Below are 22,860 nucleotides of genomic sequence, written 5' to 3'. Positions count from 1 at the left end.
TCCTCATGCCACGGTTCAGCGCTGCATCGTACACCTCATCCGCAATTCCATCCGCTACATCCCACGCAAGCAGTGGAGTGCATTCACGAAGCAGCTGAAGCTCATCTATGGTGCCATCAACGTCAAGCAGGCCCGTCAGGAATTCGAGAAGTTCAAGACCGACTGGCAGGCTTATCCAGGCGCGGTCAGCGTATGGGAAAACAATTTCTCACACGTCGAGCAGCTCTATAACTATGGCAGTGCCGTGCGCAAGATCATGTACACGACCAATGCCATCGAGAGCGTCAACTCTAGCTTCCGCAAGGTGACCAAGAAAGGCGCTTTCCCCAACGAGGATGCAGTCTTCAAGATTTTCTACCTACGCATCCAAGAGCTCTATAAAAAATGGAAGGGTCGTCACGTCGCAAACTGGGCGATGGTCCGGAACCAGCTGCTCATGGACGACAGGATGTCTCAGCTTATGCAGCAATACGATGTTGCTTATTGAATCGATTTACACAAAACTCTTGACACACCCGCCAGTTTTAAGAAAAGAGGAGCAGATGTGTATATAACGCCATACAACGTACTTTATTTTTCACAAAGGGAGTATCTCGTTGTTGCGAAATGCAACAGTTTTATGACAAAAATTTGTGAATTGAGACAGGATATAGTAAAAAAGCTTGCCGCATGTGCGACAAGCTTTTTAAGTGGTTAGTGGTTAGTGGCTAGTGGTTAGTTGTTAGCAGATGGTTTTAAATTTAAAGATGCCCTTTTTTATTTTGATATTTTTGCCGCATGCGGTAAATCGTCGAGCGGCTGATATTTAGTTCTTTGGCGATTTCCGATACGCTCTTGCCTTCTTGGTACATTTTTTCAATGTATTCATAGGTCAGGTCCTTTAAGTTCCGGTCACGGATACTTTTATCCGGTATGACTGGCGGATTGGGCATAACCCAGGCCAGGTCCGACAAGGTTATTTTTTTCCTGCTGACGACTAAGGACAATCGTTCAAGGGTGTTGGCCAGCTGGCGGACATTGCCCGGCCAGGGAAGGGTCTGGAAATAATCGATGACGTCTTGGCCCAGCTCATGGTGCCGTCCATACTGCACATTGAAGCGCTGGAGCAGTGCCTGGGCTACGACGGCAATATCTGCCTTGCGCTGGCGCAAGGGCGGCACGTGGATGAGCAGGACGGCCAGCCGGTAATAGAGGTCCAACCGGAAGCGATGGTCCTGGACGGCTTGTTCCAAATTCCTGTTGGTCGCAGCAATGATGCGGACGTCAATGGGAATCGACTGATGAGAGCCGAGGCGGCGGATACAGCGTTCCTGCAGGACCCGCAGCAAATAGTTCTGCAAGTCATAGGGCATATCCCCGATTTCATCGAGGAACAAGGTCCCGCCATTGGCCGCTTCAAAAAGGCCTTCGCGTCCTTCACGACGGGCCCCTGTAAAGGATCCGCCCGTATAGCCAAAGAGTTCACTTTCCAAGAGGCTTTCGGAGACTGCACTGCAGTTGATGGCAATGAACGGCCCCTGACGCCGGCTGCTCATGTTGTGGATAGCCTGAGCCAGCATCTCTTTTCCCGTGCCCGATTCCCCGGTAATGAGGATGGTCGATTCACTGGCCGCATAAATCCGGGCCAATCTTTTGACCTGTTTCATCATCGGTGAACGGCCGATGATGTCATCTAAATGATAATAAGCCGTCAGCCCCTTTGAGGAAGAAAGTCCCTTCCTTTGCGATAACCGGGACTGGCGCAAGCTCCGCAATACTTTAAAAAAAGCCCGTACCAGACCGCCCCACTCGGGCTGCAAGGGGATACATTCCATGCCTTCGGCACGGACATAGTGCTCAATGCCTACACTGCCAACTAAACATTGGATACCCGAAAGCGCCGCCTGATGGACAGCAGACCGCAAAGCCCGTTCATCCGTATCGGATACTAAACAGTAGAAAGGAATCTTCATGGCTTTGAGCTGCAGTTCTAAATCATCATAATAATCGCGCAGCGAAAGAGGAATGATGACGCCGCCTGATTTCCCATCGGGAACCTTCCGGATACAATTCAGCAAATCGAGGACGCTGGGCTGGACGACAAAAATCCGTTGCTGTGGATAGGCTGCAGCAATTGCCGAAGCCATGGGTTCCCACAAAATGACGGCATCCTGACCGGCCTGTATACTCTTCCGGATTCGGGCCACTGCATCAGTCATGCTGCCATCAATCAAATCAATCTGGGCCAGCTTCCGTTTCGGCGTCGTATGAAGATATTGTTCAATTTTCTTATATAACTGGGTTGACGGAGCAACAACAGAAATCTTAAAAATTTCCTGTACCCCCCTATTTTTTATTGTATTCATAGCCTATTCTTAATATTTTAAATGCCGTTCTTTTTCCTTATGAGTATATCTTATACCGTAAATTGAGATAGGCTTATTATATCATGCAATTATAAAATATTTATTACATTTAATATCGTATCGTTTTATATATTTCCGTATAATTTATATTTGATTAATAGTAATTATGTAATAATTTAGTACATATATAATACAATGTATAATGAAAAGTATACATTTTAGTACGAAAATTTTATAATTAGACCGCAAAAAAATAAGCCGTCACAGGAAGCAAAAATCATTTCCTGTGACGGCTTATTTTTACGTTGTGGATAATTTCCTGGCAAACTGGCTAGAAAACCGCACATATTCTGACGGGCTCGCCACGTGCGAGCCCCTACAGTATACGGCTACAAACTCCGTACTACAAATTATCTTTGAAAGAACTGGCGCGCTGCGGCTTCGTCTTTTTTCATCTGGGCGACGAGGTCGTCGGCAGTGGCGAAGGTTTCTTCGCCGCGGAGGCGCTTGCGGAAGCGCAGGCTCACTTCTTTGCCGTAGAGGTCAGCGTCCCAGTCGAGGACGTGGGTCTCGATGCGGCGGTACTGGTTCTCGAAGGTCGGGTTGTCGCCGATGTTGGTCATGGCCGGATGGCCCTTGCCGTCCCACCACAGTTCGGTGATGTAGACGCCGTCTGGCGGGATGGCCATGTTGATGGGGATGAGCATGTTGGCCGTAGCGAAACCGATGGTCCTCCCCCGCCGGTCACCGGGCACGATGGTGCCGGTCAGGGCAAAGGGACGGCCCAGGAGATTCTCTGCCGTTTCCATGTGGCCCATCTGGATGAGACGGCGGATGACGGTACTGCTGATGGGTGTCGTCCGGCCCGGCCGTTCGAGGAGGGTCAGGGCGACGACGGGGATGCCGTACTGGCTCATGAAGAATTTCATGGTCTCCGTATTGCCTGCCGCCTTGGCACCATAGGTAAAGTTCGAGCCGACGACGATGGCCGACGGATGGATGTAGGTCAGGAGGTTCTGGCAGAACTCTTCCGGCGATTCCTGCAAGAGGGTCTGGCTCATGGGCAGGAGGACCAGGCCGTCGATGCCGACGGCTTCGATATATTCCGCTTTCTGGCCAATCGTGGCCAGGCGCAGCGGTTCTTTTTCCGGACACAACACGGACAGCGGATGGGCCGTAAAGGTGACGACCATGGTTTTCACACCGCCGGCAGCGGCCCGTTTGATGGCCGTCTTCATGACCATCTGGTGGCCCCGGTGGACGCCGTCAAAGGTCCCAAGGGCCACGACGGCTCCGGTAAAGCCGGTTATTTCCTGAAAGGAGTGGAATATTTCCATCGTTAGTTACCTCACAATCCCTCTGCGAACATCTTATGAGGCCGCAGGATATGGTGTTCCCCGTCGTAGCGGGCAATGCCCATGAGCCGCTGGTCCGGCCCGTACACGCGGATGACGTCGCCATCGGCCAGGTGCGGCCCGGCGAAGGGCACGGGACGGCCCTGGAGCAGGAAGGCACACTGTTTGGCGGAACAATTCGCCTTTTTAAGGTCCTGGATAGCCATATCGGCCGGCCGGACATAGGTCATGGGGTCCCGTTCCAGCTCTTCCAGCGTCGCCGCGTCGTCGATGGTGAACAGCCCGGCCCGGGTGCGGACCAGATAGGTCATGCAGGCGCAGGTCCCCAGGACCTGACCCAGGTCGCGGATGAGGGAGCGCACGTAGGTCCCTTTGGAACAGGTCACGGCAAAGGTGCCGCGCCGGCCGTCAAAGGACAGCAGGCGCAGGTCGTGGATGGTCACGTGGCGCACGGGCAGGGTGAAATCGACGTCCTGTCGGGCCAGTTTATAGGCCTTGACGCCGTTGACGTTGATGGCGGAATATTTGGACGGTGCCTGTTCGATGTCGCCCACGAAGGACGCCAGGGCGCGGCGCACGTCGTCAGCCGACAGATCCGGTACGGCCGCCGTTTCGACGACGGTCCCCGTACTGTCTTCCGTATCCGTCGCCAACCCTAAGGCGAATTCGGCATGGTATGATTTGACGTCGCTGTCACCGTATTCGATGAGGCGCGTCGCCTGACCGGCATAGACCGGCAGGACACCGGCCGCCAAAGGGTCCAGGGTGCCGGCGTGGCCCATCTTCTTCATGCCATAGATACGGCGCAGGCAGCCGATGACGTCGTGACTGGACATGCCCGTCGGTTTCAGTACATTGATGATTCCGTGTATCATAGGCGCTTTTCGATTTCCTTTACGAGGAGTTTCTTCGCTTCATCCAAAGGCTTATCCAAGGTGCAGCCGGCTGCGCGGACGTGGCCGCCGCCGCCGAAGACAGCGGCTACGGCATTGACGTCTATGCCCTTCGAGCGCAGGCTGACCCGCGTTTCCTTATCGCTGACGTATTTGACGGTAAAAGCCACTTCCGACCCTTTGACGTTGCGGGCGTAATCCATGTACATCCCCGTGTGTTCGCCAGTGATCTTGAGGACTTCCGGCGTGTAGGACAGGCAGGAAATGCGGCCGTCATCAAAGAGCTCCAGGTGTTCCAGCACCTTGGACAGGGCCTTCAGTTTTTCCAGGGACCGGGCGTCGAGGTGTTCCGAAATGAAATCGGGCCGGGCGCCGTGGTCGACGAGGAGGGCTGCCATGCGCAGCGTATGGCCTGTCGTGTTGTTGAACTTGAAGAAGCCGCAGTCCGTGGCGATAGCCGTATAGAGGGCATCGGCCATGGCCGTGTTCCAGTCCCGCTGCCAGAGGTCGAAGAGATAGGTCAGGATTTCGCCTGTCGCCGCGCAGTCGGGCCGGACGTATTCCCACTGGGCGAAATGCTCGTTGGAAATATGGTGGTCGATGTTGAGGACCTTGCCGCGGACCAGCTTTTCAGCCTGGCCGATGCGGCCGAGGCCCGTCGCATCGAGGACGACGGTCAGCCAGGAATCATCCGTTTCGACCTGCTCCGGCTTGTTGATGTACTGCAGGCCGTCGAGGAAGTCATAGCGGTCGTCGATATCGTCGTCGACGACCATGACGGCCTTCTTCCCCTGCAGCTGCAGCCAGTGCCACAAGGCCAGGAGGCTGCCGATGGCGTCGCCATCGGGACTGACATGGGCTGTCAGCAGGATCTTATCGTAATGGCGCAGTAAGGTATAGATTTCCTGAGCCGAACAATTCATGGGTATCAGTCCTTCTTTTCAATGTCGCGAAGAATCTTATCGATCTTCATCCCGTAATCGAGGATGTATCTTCTTTAAACACAATGGTCGGCGAATAGCGGATACCCAGGCGCTTGCCGACTTCCGTGCGGATATAGCCGGTCGCGCTCTTCAGGGCTTTCAGCATTTCCTGCTTGGCTTCGTCGCTGCCGAAAAGGCTGACGTAGACTGTCGCATCGCGCAGGTCGCCGGTGATGCGGGCATCGGTGACGGTGACGAAACCGATGCGCGGATCTTTCAGTTCATTCAGGAGCATCTTCGATACTTCCTGTTTGATAAATTCCTGTATCTTGCGTACTCGTAATTCTCCCATAGTACGTACCTCCCTTTATTCGGGTTCGACTTCGACCATTTCGTAGGCTTCGATTTCGTCGCCTTCCTTGATGTCGCGGTATTTTTCCAGGGTAATGCCGCATTCGTAGCCGGCTGCGACTTCCTTGACATCATCTTTGAAACGGCGCAGGCCGTCGATTTCGCCTTCGTGGATGACGATGCCGTTGCGGATGAGGCGTATCTTGGACGTGCTGGTGATCTTGCCTTCCTTGACATAGGAACCGCCGACGATGACTTTCGGCGTCGTAATGACTTTACGGACTTCAGHMKCACGGTCCGACGATCTTTTCTTCGTATTTCTTTTCCAGCATCCCTTTGATAGCCGCTTCGACGTCGTTGATGGCGTCGTAAATGACGCGGTACATGCGCATGTCGACTTTTTCATGTTCTGCCATCTTGCGGGCTGCCGCATCGGGGCGGACGTTGAAGCCGATGATCAGGGCGTTCGATGCCGAAGCCAGCATGATATCCGATTCGTTAATGGCGCCGACGCCGGCATGGACGATGGAGATGCGGACTTCGTCGCTCTTGATGCCCATGAGGGACTGGCTCACGGCTTCGACGGAACCCTGGACGTCGCCTTTGATGATGAGGGGCAGTTCCTTCAGTTCGCCCTGCTGGATCTGGTTGAACAGGTCATCCAGGGTGACTTTGGCATTGACGTGGAGTGCGGACGAACGTTTCTTTTCCAGGCGTTTTTCGGCAACGGAACGGGCCGTCTTTTCGTCGGTGACGTTGAGGATGTCGCCGGCTTCCGGTACGTCGTTGAGGCCGAGGATTTCGACTGGGATGGACGGTTCCGCTTTCTTGACGCGTTCGCCCCGTTCGTTGTTCATGGCGCGGACCTTGCCGAAGCAGGTGCCGACGATGATCGTATCGCCGACGCGGAGGGTCCCTTTCTGGATGAGGACGGAAGCGACCGGGCCGCGGCCTTTATCCAGCTTGGCTTCGATGACGACACCCTGAGCCGGACGGTTCGGGTTGGCCTTGAGATCCTGTACTTCTGCCAGGACGAGGATATTTTCCAAGAGATCGTCGAGGCCGATTTTCTTATGTGCCGAAACGGGGACCATGATGGTGTCGCCGCCCCAGTCTTCACTGACCAGGCCGTATTCCGTCAGCTGCTGCATGACGTGTTCCGGATTGGCGCTTTCCTTATCGATCTTGTTGATAGCGACGATGATGGGGACGCCAGCCGATTTGGCATGGTTGATGGATTCGACAGTCTGCGGCATGACACCGTCATCAGCTGCGACGACGAGGACGGCGATATCCGTGACCTGGGCACCGCGGGCACGCATAGCCGTGAAAGCTTCGTGGCCCGGCGTATCCATGAAGGTGATTTTCTTGCCCTGGTAGCGGACCTGATAAGCCCCGATGTGCTGAGTAATGCCGCCGGCTTCGTGGCTGGTGACATTGGTCTGACGGATGGCGTCGAGGAGGCTCGTCTTGCCGTGGTCGACGTGGCCCATGATGGTGACGACAGGCGGACGGGTCTTGAGGGTTTCCGGCGGGTCGATGATTTCTTCGATTTCCGTCGGGTCTTCCGGCGGTGCTTCCTTGGTAACGGTGACGCCGAATTCATCGGCAACGAGGGAGGCCGTATCGAAATCCAGTTCCTGGTTGATCGTCGCCATGATGCCGCCCATGAGGAGCTTCTTCATGACTTCGCCGACATCGCGGCCCAGGCGTTCGGCAAAGTCCTTGACGATGATTGTTTCCGGCAGTTCGATAGCCGTCGGATAATTCTTCTTCTTCGGAGCTTCCTGCGCTACCGGTGCCTGATGCTTCTGGTTGCGCTTGTTCTTGTTGTGCTTGCCTTTGTTCAGGACGTTGGACAACAGCGTATGGGGACGGTTGCCGCCGTTATTCTTGTTGTTATTGCGGTTATTCTGGCCGCCGCGCTTGTTCTTGTTGCCACTGCGGTTGTCATTGCCGCCCTGGGAATGACCAAAATACTTGGTGCGCTTGTTGTCGCCCTGCTGGCCCTGGCTGCTCTGGCCGCCGTTATTGCCGCCTTTATGGTTCTGCGGACGGCTGCCCTGGTTCTGGCCCTGAGCGGCTTTGGCACCGCGGTTCGGCTGGTTCTGCCCATTGCCCTGGTTCTGGCGTTTCTTGTCCTGATTCTGGTTATTCTGTTTCGGCGTATTGCCCTGGTTCTGGCGTTTCTTGTCCTGATTTTGGTTATTCTGTTTCGGCGTATTGCCCTGTTTTTTGTTTTTGTTCTGTCGGCTCGTTTCGTTCACTTTTCGGCTAGTTCCTTCCCCTGTCTGTTTATTTTCCTGTTTATGTCCACGCTGTGCTTCCCCTTTGGCACCCTTTTTGAAGGATGCATCGAGGATGGACTTCATATTGGCGTCAATACCGGTGAAATTACCGGCTTTGATGTGATGATCTGCCAGCGTCTTGATTACTGTCTTTGCGGGAACGCCGTATTCTTTTGCGGCTTCGTATACTCGTTTCGTCATCTAGTTACCCCCTTCTATTCATCACGCTTCACTTTCTCTATGGCCCCGGCGAAGCCTTTGTCATCAATGAGGATGATGACGCTCTGGGCTTTGCCGACGGCACTGCCTAATTCATTTTTCGTATATGTATCAACGACGGTGATCCCTTTCCGCTCCGCCAGGCGGCGATATTTCTCGACGTTATCGCTGCCGCCGTCGGAGGCCAGGAATAAGAGCGGGACGCGCCGGCGCTTCAATGTTTTCTGTGCGGCTCCATCACCGCAGACGGTCTTGCCAGCCCGGCAGGCAAGGCCGAGGAGATTCAGGACCTTGTCGCTCACAGCAGTTCCTTCCTCAGCTGTTCATAGATTTCGCTGGACACTTTGGTCTTCAGGGACCGTTCCAGGCGATGTTCCTTGTAGGCTTTTTCCAGGCATTCGCTGTTCAGACAGAGATAGACGCCGCGGCCGGACTTCTTGCCGGTCTTGTCGATCTCGACAGCGCCTTCCGGCGTGCGGACGACGCGGATCATTTCCTTCTTGCTCTTCTGTTCCTGACAGCCGGCACAGACGCGCATGGGAGTCTTTCGGGTCTTCATGGCTTATTCTCCTTCCGTATCGGCTGCAACATCGTCAGCTGCCGGCATGGCCAGGTCGCTGAGGATGTCGATGTCATCGGCCGGTTCACTGTCCTGCGGAGCTTCTGCCTGGGCAGCCAGTTCGGCAGCCTGGCTTTCGCTCTTGATGTCGATCTTCCAGTTGGTCAGTTTCGCAGCCAGGCGGGCGTTCTGGCCGGCCTTGCCGATGGCCAGGGACAGCTGGTAATCCGGTACGACGACGCTCGACGATTTTTCGTCTTCATCGACCGTGACCGAAATGACCTGAGCCGGGCTGAGGGCGTTGGCGATGTAGACCGCCGGGTCTTCATCCCATTTGACGATGTCGATCTTTTCGTTCTGCAATTCCGAGACGATGTTCTGGACGCGCGAGCCTTTCGGGCCGACGCAGGCACCGACGGAATCGACATTGGCATCGCGGGAATAGACGGCAATCTTAGAACGGCGGCCCGGTTCGCGGGCGACGGATTTCAGTTCGACGACGCCTTCGTAGATTTCCGGTACTTCCAGTTCAAAGAGGCGCTTCAAGAGGCCCGGATGGGTCCGGGATACGAGGATCTGGGCGCCTTTCGTCGTCTTGCGGACTTCGACGACATAGCACTTGATGCGCTGGCCGACGCTGTACGTTTCCGACGGGATCTGTTCCGATGCCGGCAGGATGGCTTCAGCCTTGCCCAGGTCGACGTAGACGTTGCGGTTCTCGATGCGCTGGATGATGCCCGTGATGATGTCGTCCGTGCGGTCCGAGAATTCATCATAGACGATGTTGCGTTCCGCTTCGCGCAGGCGCTGAATCATGACCTGTTTGGCAGCCTGGGCGGCGATGCGGCCGAAATTGTCCGGCGTGACATCGACGTTGACGACGTCGCCGACTTCGTAATTGACATCAATGAGGCGGGCCTTATCGAGAGAGATTTCCGTATGCGGGTCTTCGACTTCGTCGACGACGGTCTTGGCAGCCTTGATGGCATAGTCGCCCGTCGAGCGGTTCAGTTCGACTTCCGCCGTCGGATTGGCATCGGGTTCCTTCTTGTAAGCCGTGATCAGGACGGCTTCCAGGGAGTCACAGATGACATCCGGAGATACGCCTTTCTCTTTGGATAAGTAAGCAATAGCATTGAGCAATTCTTTATTCACGTTAATAACCTCCACTAAAAATCAATATGCAAACGGACTTGCGATATTTCTTTCATGTCAATCTTATCTTCACGGCCATCGACCTGGACGATGAGATGCCCGTCAGCTGTCTTTTCGACGAGATCTGCCGTCAGGTCCTTGACGCCGTCGCGGGCCTTAAAGAAATGGATGTCTACGGACCGGCCAGCATAGCGGACGAAGTCCTTGTCCTTCTTGAGGATGCGGTCCAGTCCCGGCGACGATACTTCCAGGAGATAGTTGTCGCTGATCGGGTCCTTTTCGTCGAGGACCTTGCTCAGCTTCTCGCTGACGGCCTGGCAGTCTTCCAGGTCGACACCACCTTCTTTATCAATGAATACGCGCAGGTACCAGTTCCGTTCGCGCACGTATTCGACGTCGACCAGTTCCAGGTCAGTCCCTTCGATAATCTGTTCTACTTCCTTGGCAATCAAATCTTCAATGTGTTCACGTCTCATCGTATTCACCAGCTTATCTTCAAAATTTCCTACAGGTAAAAGTTAAGAGTGGGCTTTCACCCACTCTTCGCATCTAAACATCTAAATTACTTTTAGTATACCACTGTCTGCTCATTCTGACAATGATTTGTCCCGGTCAGCCGCGATTTCGTCGAGGACGGGCAGGAGGCGTTTCCGCAAGGCTTTCTCCAGCTCCTTCAAAGACGACGTATCGAAGTCGTGGACCAGGTGCGGGAAGTTCTGCACCCGCCGTTCAGCAAAGAAATCGTCGCGCAGGACGTTGTACATCAGGGACAGGCCGCTGCGCGTGGCTGCGTCGTAATAAGCCAGGATCATGTAGGACCCGTTGATGATGCGCACGGCATCGTTGGGCTTGACCAGGCGCCGGAAGCCCTGATAGCTGTCGGGCAGGAACTCATCCCATGCGACGTCAGGGACGCCCTTGTTCTTGAGGATGACGCTGAAATTGCGGCTCCGTTCGACGTAATCGTCGTGGATGATACGGGCCAGGCGCTCTTCGACCATGGACCGGAAGAGGTCGAAGGAATCGGTGATGAATTCGATGAGGGCGAATTCCAGCATGCCGATATCCGTCCGGATAGAGAATTCTTCCGATTCGGGATTCAAGATAGCCCGCACGGTCCAGCCGTTGACGTGATTCTCATAGGTGAACAAGCGGTACTCGACGGGCTTGCCGTCTTTCTCGATCATGCGATATTCTTCCAATAACTGAAAATCTCCCACTGAAAGTGGGAGAACAGTTGTGATATTCCATTGTTTGAGTGTTTCAATCAATGTAGCATCCATAGTAAAAATGGTGCGGTTGGCGGGAGTTGAACCCGCACGATCGAAGATCACTGCCGCCTGAAGACAGCGCGTCTGCCATTCCGCCACAACCGCATAACTCAGAAATCGTAAAGCTGTTTGTAATGCTTTTCGTTCAGCAAGACTATTCTAACATATTCTCGCGTTTCTGAAAAGGGGATTTTTTCAATTTCTTGAAAATTTTTCGTCCAGCCATATTTCTGGATCCACGAGTCGACATGTCCCCGGCCGGCATTATACGCAGCCAAGGCCAGTACTTGATTCCCGTCGTATTCCTTCAATAAGTAGGCCAGATACCAGGTTCCCAACCTGATGTTTGTACGGACGTCATTGAGTTTTTCAGGCGTGTAGTCGGTCATCCCCATCTCATCGGCAATCCATTGTGCCGTGTCGGGCATGACCTGCATGAGGCCATGGGCACCGGGCTGGGAAGCAGCTCGTTCGTCAAACTTGCTTTCCACTAAGATGACGGACGCCACCAGGGCGGGGTCGACTTTGTCTTCGTAGGCATACTGCCGAACCAGGTAATCGTACTGGAGAGGGTATACGAACTTCCGCATGACATCATCTTTCCAAGAATAAAAGTACGATGCGGACAGACATATCAATAATGCCGCTATGATGATTTTCCCTTTGGTGCTTGCTCTTTTTCTCAACGTCTTCTCCCTACCCTTTGATGCGGTCCATCAAGGCCTGCCATGCGACGAGTACCTGTTTCTGCGTCTCTTCCGGAGAGCCGGTATTGTCGATGATGACCTGTGCCAAAGACCGTTTGTCGTCGATAGGAAGCTGTGCATGAATCCGTGCCAGTGCTTCACTTTCGGGATAGCCGTTCCGCTTCATCAGCCGCGTAAGCTGCGTTACCGGATCGACGTACACCAGCCACGTTTCGTCAACGTACGAATCGTATTTTACCTCATAAAGCAGGGGCATGTCAAGGAAAATGACAGGATTTTTTTTTATTTTCTTCGATTTTTTTGATTTCCCCGTCGATGCCGGCATGGATGAGGGGGAATAAAATGGCTTCGAGCTGCGCTTTCTTCGCCTTATCGCCAAAGACGACGCTGCCGATGTAGGCCCGGTCCATGGATTCGTCGGCTAAGAGCGTCTTCGGCCCAAAAGCCGCAGCGACGGCCGCAAGTCCTTCTGAACCGGGTTCGACGACGTCGTGGGCAATGACGTCGCAGTCGACGATACCTGCCCCCAATTCGCGCAGCATGGTGACGACAGTACTTTTGCCGGAGGCAATGCCGCCGGTCAGGCCAATATGTAACATAAGAATCGCTCCTCCTGTAAATCTTTTCTTCCATTATAGCCGTTCCCGGCCTGTCTGTCCATGCCCTGCCGGACGGGCCGCTGCCTTGATTTCTCCTCTCCCGTCCGATAAAATAAGGTTGCTAACCAATTTCTAAAAAAGAAGGTGTTTTCCTATGATGCGCGCTCTATTTCTATTATATGCCATCTGGGGTTTCAACTGGGTCGTCATGAAGACGGCCAATGCTTATTTCCCGCCCGTCCTGTTCGTGGCCTTCCGCTTCCTCATCGGCGCCGCCGTCATGCTCTCGGTCTGCGCCTGGCGCCGTATTCCCGTCCCGGAACGGAAGTACTGGAAGTGGATCGCCGCTACGGGCATCTTGCAGATTGCCGTCAACAATGTCTGCATGCAGATCGGCATGTATTCGCTGACAGCCGGCGTCGTCTCCGTGTTGAACTACACCATGCCCGTGTGGATGGCCATTCTGGCCCAGCTCTTCCTCAAAGAAAGGCTGACGCTCCGGAAAATAGCCGGCATAGCCATCTGCATCGCCGGCCTCTTCGTCCTCATGGACATCCATGACCTGGGCAATATGACAGCCGTCTCCATCGTCCTCGCCGGGGCCGCCGCCGGGGCCGCATCGGGCATCATCCTGAAACGGCACCTCCAGGACAGTCCGCCCCTGCAGTACTCGGCCTGGCAGATGGTCGTCGGCTCGCTCCTGCTCTTCATCGTCGCCCTGATTGTCCCACAGCCTTCCATCCACTGGACAACAACAGCTGCCGCCTGTCTGCTCTATAACGGTATCCTGGCTGCAGCTGTCGGCTTCTTCTTATGGAATTATATCCTCGCCCACATGGAAGCCGGCAAGGCCGGCGTCGCCATACTGGTCGTCCCCGTCGTCGGCGTCGTCAGCGGTATCCTCGTCCTGGGCGAAGCCTTCACCTGGCATACAGCCCTGGGCATTCTCCTGGTCCTGGGCGGCGTCCTGCTCATCGTCAAACCCAGACGGCCGCGCCTGTCCCTGACGCATTAAGGTAAAAATGACATATGTCACAGAAATATGAAAACACAGGAAATTGTCATTTCTTTTATGATTTATTTATAATCTTCCTGTATACTATATAGTAACGCACATATATAGGAGGTATTTTATGACTGACGCACTTCGCCGCCACCGGCGCTTTCTGATGGGCCTGTTCATCGCCGCTGCGGCCTTTTTGTACCTGGCCCACATCGGGTCGTATCATCTCATCGACCTCGACGAAGGACGCTATCACCGGGTCGCCATGGAAATGGTCCTGTCCGGCGACTACATCACGCCCCACTTCGATTACATGCCCTATTTCGAGAAGCCTATTTTCCAATACTGGGTCACGGCCCTGTCCATGGAGCTCTTTGGCATCCGTGAATTCACGGGCCGCATCCTGCCGGCCCTGACGGGCCTTGGTAACGTCTTCCTGGCCTTCTGGCTGGCCAAGACCATGTACAACCAGCGCACAGGGCTCCTGGCTGCCGTCATCGTGGCTACGTCGGCACTGCAGCTCATCGTCGCCTCTATCGGCGTCATGGACATGGCCCTGACCTTTTTCATCGATGCCTGCCTGGTCTCGTTCTACGTCTTTGAACGGACGGAAAACAAGAAATACCTGCTCGTCTTCTACGCTGCCATGGGTTTCGGCATGCTCACGAAAGGCCTCATCGCCATCGTCTTCCCCTTTGGCATCCTCTTCTGGTATGCCCTGCTGAGCAAGCGGCCGCGCCTCTTCCTCAAACTCTTCTACCTGCCGGGCATCATCCTCTTCCTGGTCATCGCCGTGCCCTGGTACTACCTGGTCTGCCAGAAGAATCCGGACTTCTTCTATTTCTTCTTCATCCGCGAACACTTTCTGCGCTTCGCCACCAAGATGCACGAACGCTTCCATCCCTGGTACTACTTCGTCCCGGTCCTCATCGCCGGCCTCATGCCCTGGACGGGCTTCGTGGCGACGTTATTCAGCAAAGACGGGATTTTCCGCAAGCCCGGTTCCCTGCGGCATAAGAGGGACCTGCTGCTGCTCGCCCTCTGGGCCGGCCTGATTTACGTCTTCTACAGTATTTCCGACTCGAAACTGCCGACGTACATCCTGCCCTGCTGGCTGCCCTTGTCGGTCCTCCTGGCCGCGTCCATCGAACGGTGCCGTCAGGAAGGGCGCTGGCTCGGCCACAGTTTTCTCATAAATGCCATCCTCTGCCTGCTGTTCACGGCAGCGGGCATCGCCTACCTCATGCACACCGATTTCCTGACCGTCGCCGACTTCCTGACCCACGGCGGCCTGCTCATCGCCTCGCTCTTCGTCGGCACCCTGGCAGCGGCCTGGGTCTGGCATCGCAAGAAGGACTTCCTCTCGGTCCTGGTCATCCTCAGCTGCATGGCCTATGGCTTCGGCCTCGGCGCCCATCAGATCCAGGGCCAGATTCACGACCATCAGACGGCCTATACAGTCAGCCAGGACATCCGGTCCCTGAACGTCCCGGACAGCACGCCGATCATCATGTATGGCTCGTTCATGCCAGGCCTGGTCTACTATCTGGATCGTCCCATCGCCGCCGGCAACTTCATGGGCGAGCTGGAATTCGGCATCCATCATACGGACCAGACGAACATGTACTACGGCAGCCAGGACTTGTATGACCTCTGGAACAGCGACCAGCCGGCTATCGTCGTCGTCCAGCCGAAATACCGCGACGAAGCCCTGCGCGTTTTGGGAACGGTTCCGGCCCAGCGCCTCGACGTCGAAGACTATACGGTCCTCCTGAACCGGGCCGCCGCCGGAGGTGACAAACGATGAAGCAAATCGACATCCTCGTCCCCTGTTATAACGAAGAAGCCGTCCTGCCCCAGTTCTATCAGCGGACGTGCGCCGTCATCGACGCCCTGCCAGACTACGCCTTTACCTTCATCTTCGTCAACGACGGCAGCCGCGACCAGACCCTGCCCATCCTGCGCCAGCTCCACGAAAAAGATAAGCGCGTGGCCTACGTATCCCTGTCGCGCAACTTCGGCAAGGAAGCAGCCATGCTGGCCGGCATGGACTACGCCGAAGGCGACGCCCTGGTCATCATGGACGCCGACCTCCAGGACCCGCCGGAACTCCTGCCGGACATGATCGCCTGGTGGGAAAAAGGCTACCGCGACGTCTCGGCCCGCCGCCGGCGCCGCGAAGGGGAAACGTTTTTCAAGAAGTGGTCGAGCCATGTCTATTACCGCCTGCTCAAGAAATTGTCCCCCGTCCCGGTCCAGGAAGACGTCGGCGACTTCCGCCTGCTCGACAGGCGCTGCGTCAAGGCCCTGCGCAGCCTGCGCGAATGTCAGCGCTATACCAAGGGCCTGTTCAGCTGGATTGGCTTCGAGAAGAAAGAAATCCTCTTTGACCGGCCGCCCCGGGCTGCGGGCAAGACCAAGTGGAACTACTGGAAGCTCTTCAACCTGGCCATCGACGGCATTACCAGCTTCACGACGGCGCCTTTGCGCATCGCCGCCTTTACCGGCTGTTTCCTGGCCATCGTCGCCGCCATCTATCTCGTCTTCATCGTCCTGCGCACCCTACTCTTCGGCGAAGACGTCCCAGGCTATCCGTCCCTCATCTCCCTCATCCTCTTCATCGGCGGCGTCCAGTTCACCTTCATGGGCATCCTCGGCGAATACGTCGGCCGCATCTATAACGAAAGCAAAGGCCGCCCGCCGTACATCGTCGGCGAAAGCACACGGGAAAAGAAATAAATCAATCAAAAATGACCGCTCCGTCGGCAGACAGATGGCGGTCATTTTTAGGTTCCATCACAGCCATTCATCACTGTGGCAGCAGATGGATATGAGGTCCTGCATGGGCTGTATCAGGTATTTGTTTTTGTGATGTACTAGGCGGAAATGGCGCTTGAATTCGAGGCCCGGCAAAGGGAGTTCGACGAGGCGGCCCGTTTCGATTTCGTTTTGAACCAGGCGGCGGGACAGGACGGATACGCCTAAGTTGGCCATGACGGCTTTCTTGATGGCTTCGGAGTTATTGTAGACGCCGATGATGCGGCAGGTCAGGTGGTGGTCTTCCAGGACGCGCTCAAAGAGGTCCCGCGTGCCGCTTCCCTGTTCGCGGACGAAGACGGGCAGGTCGTCCAGGTCCTGCGGCGCTGTAATGGCCTTACGGCTCCATTCGCTGTTCGGCGAAGCGATGAGGGTCAGATAATCCGTAAGGATGGGCCGGGATACGAGGTATGGCGAATGGACTCGTCCTTCGACAAGGGCCAGGTCCAGTTTATCTTCCATCAGGAGCTGTTCCAGTTCCTCCGTATTGTGGATAGCCGACAGGATGTCCCATTCAGGATGTATCTGACGGCAATGCGTCAGGAGTTCGACCAGGAAGATGTCGCCAATGGTGATGCTGACGCCCAGGCGGATTGGCAGCTGATGCTGCATGGCCGTCAGGCTGTCTTCAGCCTGCTGGCAGAGCGATAAAATCTGATAGGCATACTGTTTCAAGTTCTCGCCGGCAGCGGTCAGGTAAATATGACGACCCAGGCGTTCGAATAACAATATGCCGTAATGGTTTTCCATTTCATGGATGGCCTGGGTGACTGACGGCTGGCTGATGTGGAGCTGGCGGGCCGCTTCGGTCATGCTCAGCCGCTCGCAGACAGCCAGGAAAATGCGGAAGTGGCGCAAGGTCATGGACTTCTCCTCCTCATTTCATAGGTAAATACTTATGATTTATATTATATCCTAGTATTTTACTTATTGAAAGAGACAGATTATACTGGAGTCATCTCAAATATCAGTATAGGAGTGACTTCATCATGCATTTATCCACTATGATCGACTGGCGCCACGCCCTGCTCGGTGTCGTCCTGACCCTGGCCTGTTCCCTGGCCGGCCAATCCCTGGCAGCCCTGCCGGGCTTTTCCCTCATCGGCCATCTCGTCCTGGCCCTGCTATTGGGCATGGTCATCCAGGTCTGCCGTCCCGTCACCCTGGCAGCCCGGGAAAGTACGGGCTTCATTGCCAACAAATTCCTCCGGGCCGGCATCATCTTCCTGGGGTTCAAGCTGAATCTCATCGTCCTGGTCAGCGCCGGTCTGCAAAGTCTGGAAGCGGCAGTCTTTGTCGTCGCCATCATGATTCCCCTCAATTACGCCGCCGCCCGTTTCCTGCGCGTCGATCACACCCTGGCCCTGCTCACGGCCTGTGGCTGCAGCATCTGCGGCGCCGCCGCCGTCATGGGCGTGTCCGGCGCCCTCAAGGCCAAGGCCGACCAGTCCGTCCTGGCCGTCGCCATCGTAGCCATCCTGGGCACGGTCTTTACACTCATCGAAGTCTTCGCCCAGCCCATCCTGGGCTTTACGGACAGCCAGTTCGGCGTCATGGCCGGCCTGAGTCTCCATGAAATCGCCCACGCCGTCGCCGCCGGCGGCAGTGCCGGCCCGGTCGGGACAGACAGCGCCATCATCGCCAAATTATCCCGCGTCCTGCTCCTGGCTCCGGTTGCCATCATCCTGGGCATCGTCGAAGCCTGGCGCCAGCGCCGTCAGTCCCAGGATAGGGATCAGAAATTCAAAGTCCCCATCCCCTGGTTCATGGGCGGCTTCATCGCAGCCAGTGCCATCGGCTCCTATATCCCCGCCATCGGATTGGCCGTCCCCATGCTGGTCAAGATAGCTTACCTCATCCTGGGCATGGCCATGGCCGCCCTGGGCCTGAACGTCAACTTCTCAGTCATCGCCAAAGAAGGCGTCCGCCCCATGGTCAGCGCCATCACCTGCTCCTTCGTCATCCTGGCCCTGTCCTGGTTCATCGTGCGCACGTGGTTCTAGGAAGTGCAGAAAAAGGTGCTGTCGCATGAAGACAGCGCCTTTTTTTGCAGTATAATCCCCTTACTTCAGGTATGCTTCGACCTGGTCCGCTTTGAGGGCCCGGCCTGTCGAAACGACTTTATCATCGACGACCAGTGCCGGCGTACTCATGATGCCATAGCGGGCGATCTGGGCAAAGTCCGTGACATATTGGACTTCGGCGTCAATCCCCAAATGCTGTACGGCTTCTTTCGCAGCAGCCAGGAGGGATTCACATTTGCTACAGCCACTGCCTAATACTTTGATTACCATATGATCAACTCCTATTCTTTGTCGGCCTGCGCTGATGGCTGGCAGGCTTTGCCCGGTACGCAGCCAGTGTGCGTACACTTTAAAGTATCTATAAAGGTGCGGAAAGCCGTCAAGGTCTGGCAATTCAGGGAGTAATAGGTATTCTTCCATTCTTTCCGGCTAGTCACCAGACCGCATTCAGTCAACACCTTCATATGATGAGATAAGGTAGGCTGGGTGATTTGAAAATACTCCAGCAGCTTGCAGGCACACATTTCCCCCTGCGTCAACAATTGGACAATCTGCAGGCGGTTCGCATCCCCCAAGGCTTTACATAATAAGGATACATCTACGGCATTCATTGAATCACCTCACAATAGAAATCCCTGAAGGGCGTTGAAACTGTAGCCGACCAAGATGATTCCGATGACGCAAGTCAGGATAAAGACGCCTAACAATTTCGGCTTGATGGCTTTTCGCAGCAAGATAAGCGAAGGCAGACTCAGCGTCGTCACGGCCATCATGAAGCTCAATACGGCGCCTAACTGCGCCCCCTTCCCCAGCAAGGCTTCGGCAATGGGGATAGAGCCAAAGATATCGGCATACATCGGTGCCCCTACCAGGGTGGCCAGGATTACGCCAAGCGGATTCTGGCGCCCCAGAACGTCTTCGACCCACTGCTCAGGAATCCAATTATGGATCAACGCACCGATTCCAACGCCAATCAGGATATAGGGAAAGACCTTGCGGAACGTACTGGTCATCTGTTCTTTCGCATAGTCCAAACGGTCGCGCCTTGTCAATTGTGGAATCTCCGCTTCACTGACAGCCGGAGCCTGACGGATGAAATCTTCAATTTCCGCCTCCATGTGCAGGCGTTCTATGACGGAACCGCCGATAACGGCGATGATCAGGCCAAAAACCACATAGGCCACGGCAATGCGATAGCCAAAGATACTGATGAGCAATACCAGGCTGCCTAAATCGACCATAGGTGACGAAATCAAAAAAGAAAAAGTAACGCCCAGGGGGAGGCCGGCACTGGTAAATCCCATGAACAGCGGAATGGACGAACAAGAGCAGAACGGCGTCACCGTCCCCAGCAAAGCCCCCATGATATTCGCCCAGATACCGCGGAACCGTCCCATGATTTTCCGGCTCCGTTCCGGTGGGAAGTAACTCTGGATATAAGAAATAAGAAAGATCAATACGCATAACAGTACGGTAATCTTCACGACATCATAAAAGAAAAACTGCAAACTGCCGCCGACCCGGCTCTGTACATCGACACCGGCATATTGTAAAATTGCCGCAACGACCTCATTCAGCCACTGCATCCCTAAAACCTGGTTCTGGATAAAAAGCCACATATCCTCCGCCTCCATCACATAGATTTTTGTCTATGTCATAGATTATACAAGTGATATAGATGATTGTCAATATGATAGGTTCAAAAAGAAGGACTGCCACATGAAGGCGTCTGCCCTCGTGCGACAATCCCTTTCCAAAGAGTATGTACTATCTGCTGAAAACTACAAACACTGTACGATAAACCATCATTTTCCCGTATACGTCTTGCGAGCAGCGACGACTTGGCGGATGTGGTCGGCTACGGTCGTACAGCAGCCGCCGACGGCGACGGCACCTGCTTTCATGTAATCCAGGGCATAATCGCCGAAACGGCGGTCCGTCCCGACGCCGTGCCAGGTCTTGGTCTGCGGGTCGTATTCTTCGCCACTGTTCGGGTAGACGATGATCGGAAGGTCCGATGCCCTTTTCAATTCGCCGATGAGGCTGGCAATGTATTCCGGCTTCGTGCAGTTGACACCGATGGCCTGCAGGTGCGGATAGTTACGGGCCAGCTGGCGGGCACAATCGGCCAGGAGCTGGCCTTCGCAGTTGTGGCGGCCGTCGCAGCAGGAAAAGCTGATCCAATAGGGGGCGCCCAGTTCTTCGGCGATCTGCGCTTCGACTTCCGCTTCCATCAGGGACGGTTCCGTTTCAAAGAGCAGGACGTCGGCACCGGCCTGCCACAGGAGTTCCGCCCGGCGGCGATGGAAGTCCCGCAGCGTATCGGCACTGACGCCGTAATGGCCCTTATATTCGGACCCATCGGCCAAATAAGCCCCGTACGGGCCGGCACTGGCCAGACAGAGCGGCCAGGACCGGCCGGCCTGCTTCCCTTCGGCGTCCCACCATTCCTGGCGGGCGTCCAAAAAGACCTGGACTGCCCGGGTGATGAGGCTTCTGCCTGTTCGCGGCTGTACCCCGTTTCCATCAGGCCCGGCAAAGAGGCCTGGTAACTGCAGGTAATGCCCGCATCGGCACCGGCCCGAAAATACTGGATGTGGACTTCCTTGACCAGTTCCGGCCGGTCGGCCAGGACGCGGGCCGTCCACAGTTTGTTGTTCAAATCGGCCCCGAGATTTTCCAAAGCTGTCCCCATGGAGCCGTCGAGGACCAGGATGCCCTCGCGGTCCAAAATCTGTTTCAATGTACTTTTCATTTTCTTTCCCCTTTCACAGGCACCGTCCCATAAGCGACGACAGGCGGATTTTCCCCTCGTTCCTGCGCCGGCAGGAAACGGAACCAGAAATCATTGAACAAGCGGAAAATTTCTTTCCGCTGCGTGACGATGAATAAAATCGTGATCATGACGTAAATAGCCGACAAAATATCGGTCATGGCCCACAGGGCATCGGCTTTGGCATTGTAGAGGACGACACAGGGAATCATGTAATAGATCATATAGACCTTGGTCGCCCTGCGGTTGCGCCGGGTATCACCGAAAGCGTAGTTGACCGATTTTTCGCAGCTGTAATACATGCCGATGATCGTCGTCCAGGCAAAGACCGTAATGGCGATGGCCATGAACCAGGCGCCCCAGTCACCAAAGGAAATGCGGAAGGCGACCGTCGTCAAACTGGCACTGTCGACACCGGGATAATCGATGTAGGAATTTGTCAGGAGCAGCGACAAGGCCGTGACTGAGCAGACGACGATCGTATCGAGGAACACTTCGCCCCAGCCCCAGGAAGCCTGGCGGACAGGATGGTCCGTCCGGGCCGTCGCATGGGCGATGATGCCATAGCCCGTACCGGCGTCATTGGAATAGAGGCCGCGGGCAATGCCATAGCGCATGGCGTCCTTGACGGTGGCCCCGGCGAAACCGCCGACACCAGCCATGGGTGTAAAGGCGCTGCGGACGATCAATTCCAGCGTCTCCGGTACCTGCGGCAGATGCTGGACGAGGATGGCCAGGCCGCGAGGATGTAGAGCAGGGCCATGATGGGCACGACCCGTTCCATGACGGCCGAAATGCGCCGCAAGCCGCCGAAGATGGTGACGAAACAGGTGAGGCCCAGAAAAGCGGCTGACCAGAGCGGGTCGATGCCGAAGGCTTCCCGCAGGGCGCCTACGACGGATTCCGTCTGGACGCTGCACGTCCAGGGACCCAGGGTAAAACAGGCAATGGCCAACAGGAAAGCCCCTTTCCGCCAGCCCAGGGCGTTGCGCATGACAAAGGACCGGTCGCACATGTATTCATCCATGGATTCAGAATACTTGACGCGGAAGCGCTGGCCCAAAATGATTTCGCAGGCCTTCGTCGACATGCCGAGACAGCCCGAGACCCACATCCAGAAGACGGCGCCGGGGCCGCCGGAAACGATGGCCGTCGCCACGCCGCCGATATTGCCGACGCCTATCGTATTGGCCATGGCCGTACAAGCTGCGGCGAACCCCGATACCGACCCCTGGCCGCTGCCATGGTGCTGGAACATCTTGCCAAAAGTATTGCGGAAATGAAACCCGATGTGCCGGAAATTATAGTAAAAATGAAAACGGATACTCAAATACAAGCCCATACTGACCAGCACGACAATCATCGGCGTCCCCCACAAAGCATCGGAGACCGCCATCAATCCATTCAAAATCATAGTTTTCCCCCAATCAATACATAGTCTGACTTACTAAGAATGACATAAGCCATGGAAAAAGTCAATGATTCCTTCCATTTGTCACGTACTTTTCGATATGATACAATTTATATAATACAATTAATTTGTTCATATCTTTCATTTTTATTTTGGAAAGGTGGTTT

Annotated in this window: 21 protein-coding genes, 1 tRNA gene and 4 pseudogenes; 5 read left to right on the top strand and 21 right to left on the bottom strand. The window is 55.2% G+C overall.

The window, feature by feature from the left end:
• A partial coding sequence (locus NM10_RS02900; RefSeq protein WP_020310109.1) for an IS256 family transposase occupies positions 1-487 on the top strand: 487 nt, incomplete at its 5' end.
• Between the two features lie 253 nt (positions 488-740).
• Here NM10_RS02900 and NM10_RS02895 read toward each other — a convergent pair.
• The 15 genes and pseudogenes from NM10_RS02895 to coaE all read right to left on the bottom strand — a co-directional run bounded on the left by NM10_RS02895 (position 741) and on the right by coaE (position 12,665).
• Complete coding sequence (locus tag NM10_RS02895) at positions 741-2,345, bottom strand: sigma 54-interacting transcriptional regulator (protein WP_071601822.1); 1,605 nt, start codon at positions 2,343-2,345, stop codon at positions 741-743.
• A gap of 410 nt (positions 2,346-2,755) precedes the next feature.
• Positions 2,756-3,682, bottom strand: a complete 927-nt coding sequence (locus NM10_RS02890) for a bifunctional riboflavin kinase/FAD synthetase (protein WP_020310107.1) — start codon at positions 3,680-3,682, stop codon at positions 2,756-2,758.
• An 11-nt stretch (positions 3,683-3,693) separates the two neighbouring features.
• Positions 3,694-4,575 (bottom strand): tRNA pseudouridine(55) synthase TruB, encoded by an 882-nt coding sequence (gene truB, locus NM10_RS02885; protein ID WP_020310106.1) that lies wholly within the window; start codon positions 4,573-4,575, stop codon positions 3,694-3,696.
• Positions 4,572-5,516 carry a DHH family phosphoesterase gene (locus NM10_RS02880; RefSeq protein ID WP_020310105.1) on the bottom strand — a complete coding sequence of 315 codons (945 nt, stop codon included), beginning with the start codon at positions 5,514-5,516 and terminating at the stop codon, positions 4,572-4,574. Before NM10_RS02880 ends, truB begins: the two co-directional genes overlap by 4 nt.
• Positions 5,517-5,521: 5 nt before the next feature.
• Positions 5,522-5,868: pseudogene (rbfA, locus tag NM10_RS02875) on the bottom strand (30S ribosome-binding factor RbfA).
• 15 nt (positions 5,869-5,883) lie between these two features.
• Positions 5,884-8,356 (bottom strand): annotated as a pseudogene (infB, locus tag NM10_RS02870) (translation initiation factor IF-2).
• A gap of 14 nt (positions 8,357-8,370) precedes the next feature.
• Positions 8,371-8,676 carry a L7Ae/L30e/S12e/Gadd45 family ribosomal protein gene (locus tag NM10_RS02865; protein ID WP_020310103.1) on the bottom strand — a complete coding sequence of 102 codons (306 nt, stop codon included), beginning with the start codon at positions 8,674-8,676 and terminating at the stop codon, positions 8,371-8,373.
• Positions 8,673-8,933, bottom strand: a complete 261-nt coding sequence (rnpM, locus tag NM10_RS02860) for an RNase P modulator RnpM (RefSeq protein WP_020310102.1) — start codon at positions 8,931-8,933, stop codon at positions 8,673-8,675. The genes NM10_RS02865 and rnpM overlap by 4 nt, the downstream gene beginning before the upstream one ends.
• 3 nt (positions 8,934-8,936) lie before the next feature.
• A complete protein-coding gene (nusA, locus tag NM10_RS02855) occupies positions 8,937-10,088 on the bottom strand; it encodes a transcription termination factor NusA (RefSeq protein ID WP_020310101.1) in 1,152 nt (383 codons plus the stop codon).
• A gap of 14 nt (positions 10,089-10,102) precedes the next feature.
• The gene (gene rimP, locus NM10_RS02850) at positions 10,103-10,564 is read right to left on the bottom strand and encodes a ribosome maturation factor RimP (RefSeq protein WP_020310100.1); all 462 of its coding nucleotides are present in this window, start codon (positions 10,562-10,564) and stop codon (positions 10,103-10,105) included.
• 111 nt (positions 10,565-10,675) lie between these two features.
• Positions 10,676-11,290, bottom strand: coding sequence for a hypothetical protein (locus NM10_RS02845; RefSeq protein WP_020310099.1), 615 nt, complete (start codon positions 11,288-11,290; stop codon positions 10,676-10,678).
• An 89-nt stretch (positions 11,291-11,379) separates the two neighbouring features.
• Positions 11,380-11,464, bottom strand: a tRNA-Leu gene (locus NM10_RS02840).
• Between the two features lie 5 nt (positions 11,465-11,469).
• Positions 11,470-12,045 (bottom strand): lytic transglycosylase domain-containing protein, encoded by a 576-nt coding sequence (locus tag NM10_RS02835; RefSeq protein ID WP_020310098.1) that lies wholly within the window; start codon positions 12,043-12,045, stop codon positions 11,470-11,472.
• A gap of 10 nt (positions 12,046-12,055) precedes the next feature.
• Positions 12,056-12,322, bottom strand: coding sequence for a dephospho-CoA kinase (locus NM10_RS14905; protein ID WP_020723955.1), 267 nt, complete (start codon positions 12,320-12,322; stop codon positions 12,056-12,058).
• Position 12,323: 1 nt separating this feature from the next.
• A complete protein-coding gene (gene coaE, locus NM10_RS14900) occupies positions 12,324-12,665 on the bottom strand; it encodes a dephospho-CoA kinase (protein ID WP_020310096.1) in 342 nt (113 codons plus the stop codon).
• Positions 12,666-12,819: 154 nt separating this feature from the next.
• Here coaE and NM10_RS02825 point away from each other — a divergent pair, with 154 nt between their 5' ends.
• The 3 genes from NM10_RS02825 to NM10_RS02815 all read left to right on the top strand — a co-directional run bounded on the left by NM10_RS02825 (position 12,820) and on the right by NM10_RS02815 (position 16,407).
• Complete coding sequence (locus tag NM10_RS02825) at positions 12,820-13,680, top strand: DMT family transporter (RefSeq protein WP_020310095.1); 861 nt, start codon at positions 12,820-12,822, stop codon at positions 13,678-13,680.
• A gap of 118 nt (positions 13,681-13,798) precedes the next feature.
• Positions 13,799-15,475 carry a glycosyltransferase family 39 protein gene (locus NM10_RS02820; protein ID WP_020310094.1) on the top strand — a complete coding sequence of 559 codons (1,677 nt, stop codon included), beginning with the start codon at positions 13,799-13,801 and terminating at the stop codon, positions 15,473-15,475.
• Positions 15,472-16,407: a glycosyltransferase family 2 protein gene (locus tag NM10_RS02815; RefSeq protein WP_020310093.1), complete on the top strand. Its 936-nt coding sequence runs from the start codon at positions 15,472-15,474 to the stop codon at positions 16,405-16,407. The genes NM10_RS02820 and NM10_RS02815 overlap by 4 nt, the downstream gene beginning before the upstream one ends.
• A 57-nt stretch (positions 16,408-16,464) precedes the next feature.
• On the opposite strand, the gene NM10_RS02810 is transcribed toward NM10_RS02815, so the two are convergent.
• Positions 16,465-17,349, bottom strand: a complete 885-nt coding sequence (locus NM10_RS02810; protein ID WP_020310092.1) for a LysR family transcriptional regulator — start codon at positions 17,347-17,349, stop codon at positions 16,465-16,467.
• A 125-nt stretch (positions 17,350-17,474) separates the two neighbouring features.
• Here NM10_RS02810 and NM10_RS02805 point away from each other — a divergent pair, with 125 nt between their 5' ends.
• The gene (locus tag NM10_RS02805; protein ID WP_020310091.1) at positions 17,475-18,488 is read left to right on the top strand and encodes a YeiH family protein; all 1,014 of its coding nucleotides are present in this window, start codon (positions 17,475-17,477) and stop codon (positions 18,486-18,488) included.
• Positions 18,489-18,548: 60 nt separating this feature from the next.
• Here NM10_RS02805 and NM10_RS02800 read toward each other — a convergent pair whose 3' ends face one another.
• The 5 genes and pseudogenes from NM10_RS02800 to NM10_RS14345 form a co-directional block, all read right to left on the bottom strand.
• On the bottom strand, positions 18,549-18,779 hold the full coding sequence (locus NM10_RS02800) for a thioredoxin family protein (RefSeq protein WP_020310090.1): 231 nt from the start codon (positions 18,777-18,779) through the stop codon (positions 18,549-18,551).
• Between the two features lie 11 nt (positions 18,780-18,790).
• Positions 18,791-19,120, bottom strand: coding sequence for an ArsR/SmtB family transcription factor (locus NM10_RS02795; RefSeq protein ID WP_020310089.1), 330 nt, complete (start codon positions 19,118-19,120; stop codon positions 18,791-18,793).
• 9 nt (positions 19,121-19,129) lie between these two features.
• Positions 19,130-20,128, bottom strand: a complete 999-nt coding sequence (locus NM10_RS02790) for a permease (RefSeq protein ID WP_020310088.1) — start codon at positions 20,126-20,128, stop codon at positions 19,130-19,132.
• Between the two features lie 186 nt (positions 20,129-20,314).
• Positions 20,315-21,204, bottom strand: a pseudogene (gene mmuM, locus NM10_RS02785) (homocysteine S-methyltransferase).
• A gap of 56 nt (positions 21,205-21,260) precedes the next feature.
• A pseudogene (locus NM10_RS14345) lies at positions 21,261-22,477 on the bottom strand (alanine/glycine:cation symporter family protein).
• Positions 22,478-22,860 lie beyond the last annotated feature (383 nt).

The sequence above is a fragment of the Megasphaera sp. NM10 genome, assembly GCF_000417505.1.
Classification (GTDB): Bacteria; Bacillota; Negativicutes; order Veillonellales; family Megasphaeraceae; genus Megasphaera; species Megasphaera intestinihominis.
The sequence above is the reverse complement of the archived record's forward strand: the minus strand, read 5'-3'. Positions and strand labels throughout refer to the sequence as shown.

Coding starts and splice junctions, on each gene's coding strand:
- NM10_RS02880 (WP_020310105.1), bottom strand. CDS start 5,516: ATGAATTGTTCGGCTCAGGAAATCTATACCTTACTGCGCCATTACGAT.
- truB (WP_020310106.1), bottom strand. CDS start 4,575: ATGATACACGGAATCATCAATGTACTGAAACCGACGGGCATGTCCAGT.
- rnpM (WP_020310102.1), bottom strand. CDS start 8,933: ATGAAGACCCGAAAGACTCCCATGCGCGTCTGTGCCGGCTGTCAGGAA.
- NM10_RS02895 (WP_071601822.1), bottom strand. CDS start 2,345: ATGAATACAATAAAAAATAGGGGGGTACAGGAAATTTTTAAGATTTCT.
- NM10_RS02825 (WP_020310095.1), top strand. CDS start 12,820: ATGATGCGCGCTCTATTTCTATTATATGCCATCTGGGGTTTCAACTGG.
- NM10_RS02795 (WP_020310089.1), bottom strand. CDS start 19,120: ATGAATGCCGTAGATGTATCCTTATTATGTAAAGCCTTGGGGGATGCG.
- NM10_RS02790 (WP_020310088.1), bottom strand. CDS start 20,128: ATGTGGCTTTTTATCCAGAACCAGGTTTTAGGGATGCAGTGGCTGAAT.
- rimP (WP_020310100.1), bottom strand. CDS start 10,564: ATGAGACGTGAACACATTGAAGATTTGATTGCCAAGGAAGTAGAACAG.
- NM10_RS02810 (WP_020310092.1), bottom strand. CDS start 17,349: ATGACCTTGCGCCACTTCCGCATTTTCCTGGCTGTCTGCGAGCGGCTG.
- NM10_RS02815 (WP_020310093.1), top strand. CDS start 15,472: ATGAAGCAAATCGACATCCTCGTCCCCTGTTATAACGAAGAAGCCGTC.
- coaE (WP_020310096.1), bottom strand. CDS start 12,665: ATGTTACATATTGGCCTGACCGGCGGCATTGCCTCCGGCAAAAGTACT.
- NM10_RS02890 (WP_020310107.1), bottom strand. CDS start 3,682: ATGGAAATATTCCACTCCTTTCAGGAAATAACCGGCTTTACCGGAGCC.
- NM10_RS02805 (WP_020310091.1), top strand. CDS start 17,475: ATGCATTTATCCACTATGATCGACTGGCGCCACGCCCTGCTCGGTGTC.
- NM10_RS14905 (WP_020723955.1), bottom strand. CDS start 12,322: ATGCCCCTGCTTTATGAGGTAAAATACGATTCGTACGTTGACGAAACG.
- NM10_RS02820 (WP_020310094.1), top strand. CDS start 13,799: ATGACTGACGCACTTCGCCGCCACCGGCGCTTTCTGATGGGCCTGTTC.
- NM10_RS02800 (WP_020310090.1), bottom strand. CDS start 18,779: ATGGTAATCAAAGTATTAGGCAGTGGCTGTAGCAAATGTGAATCCCTC.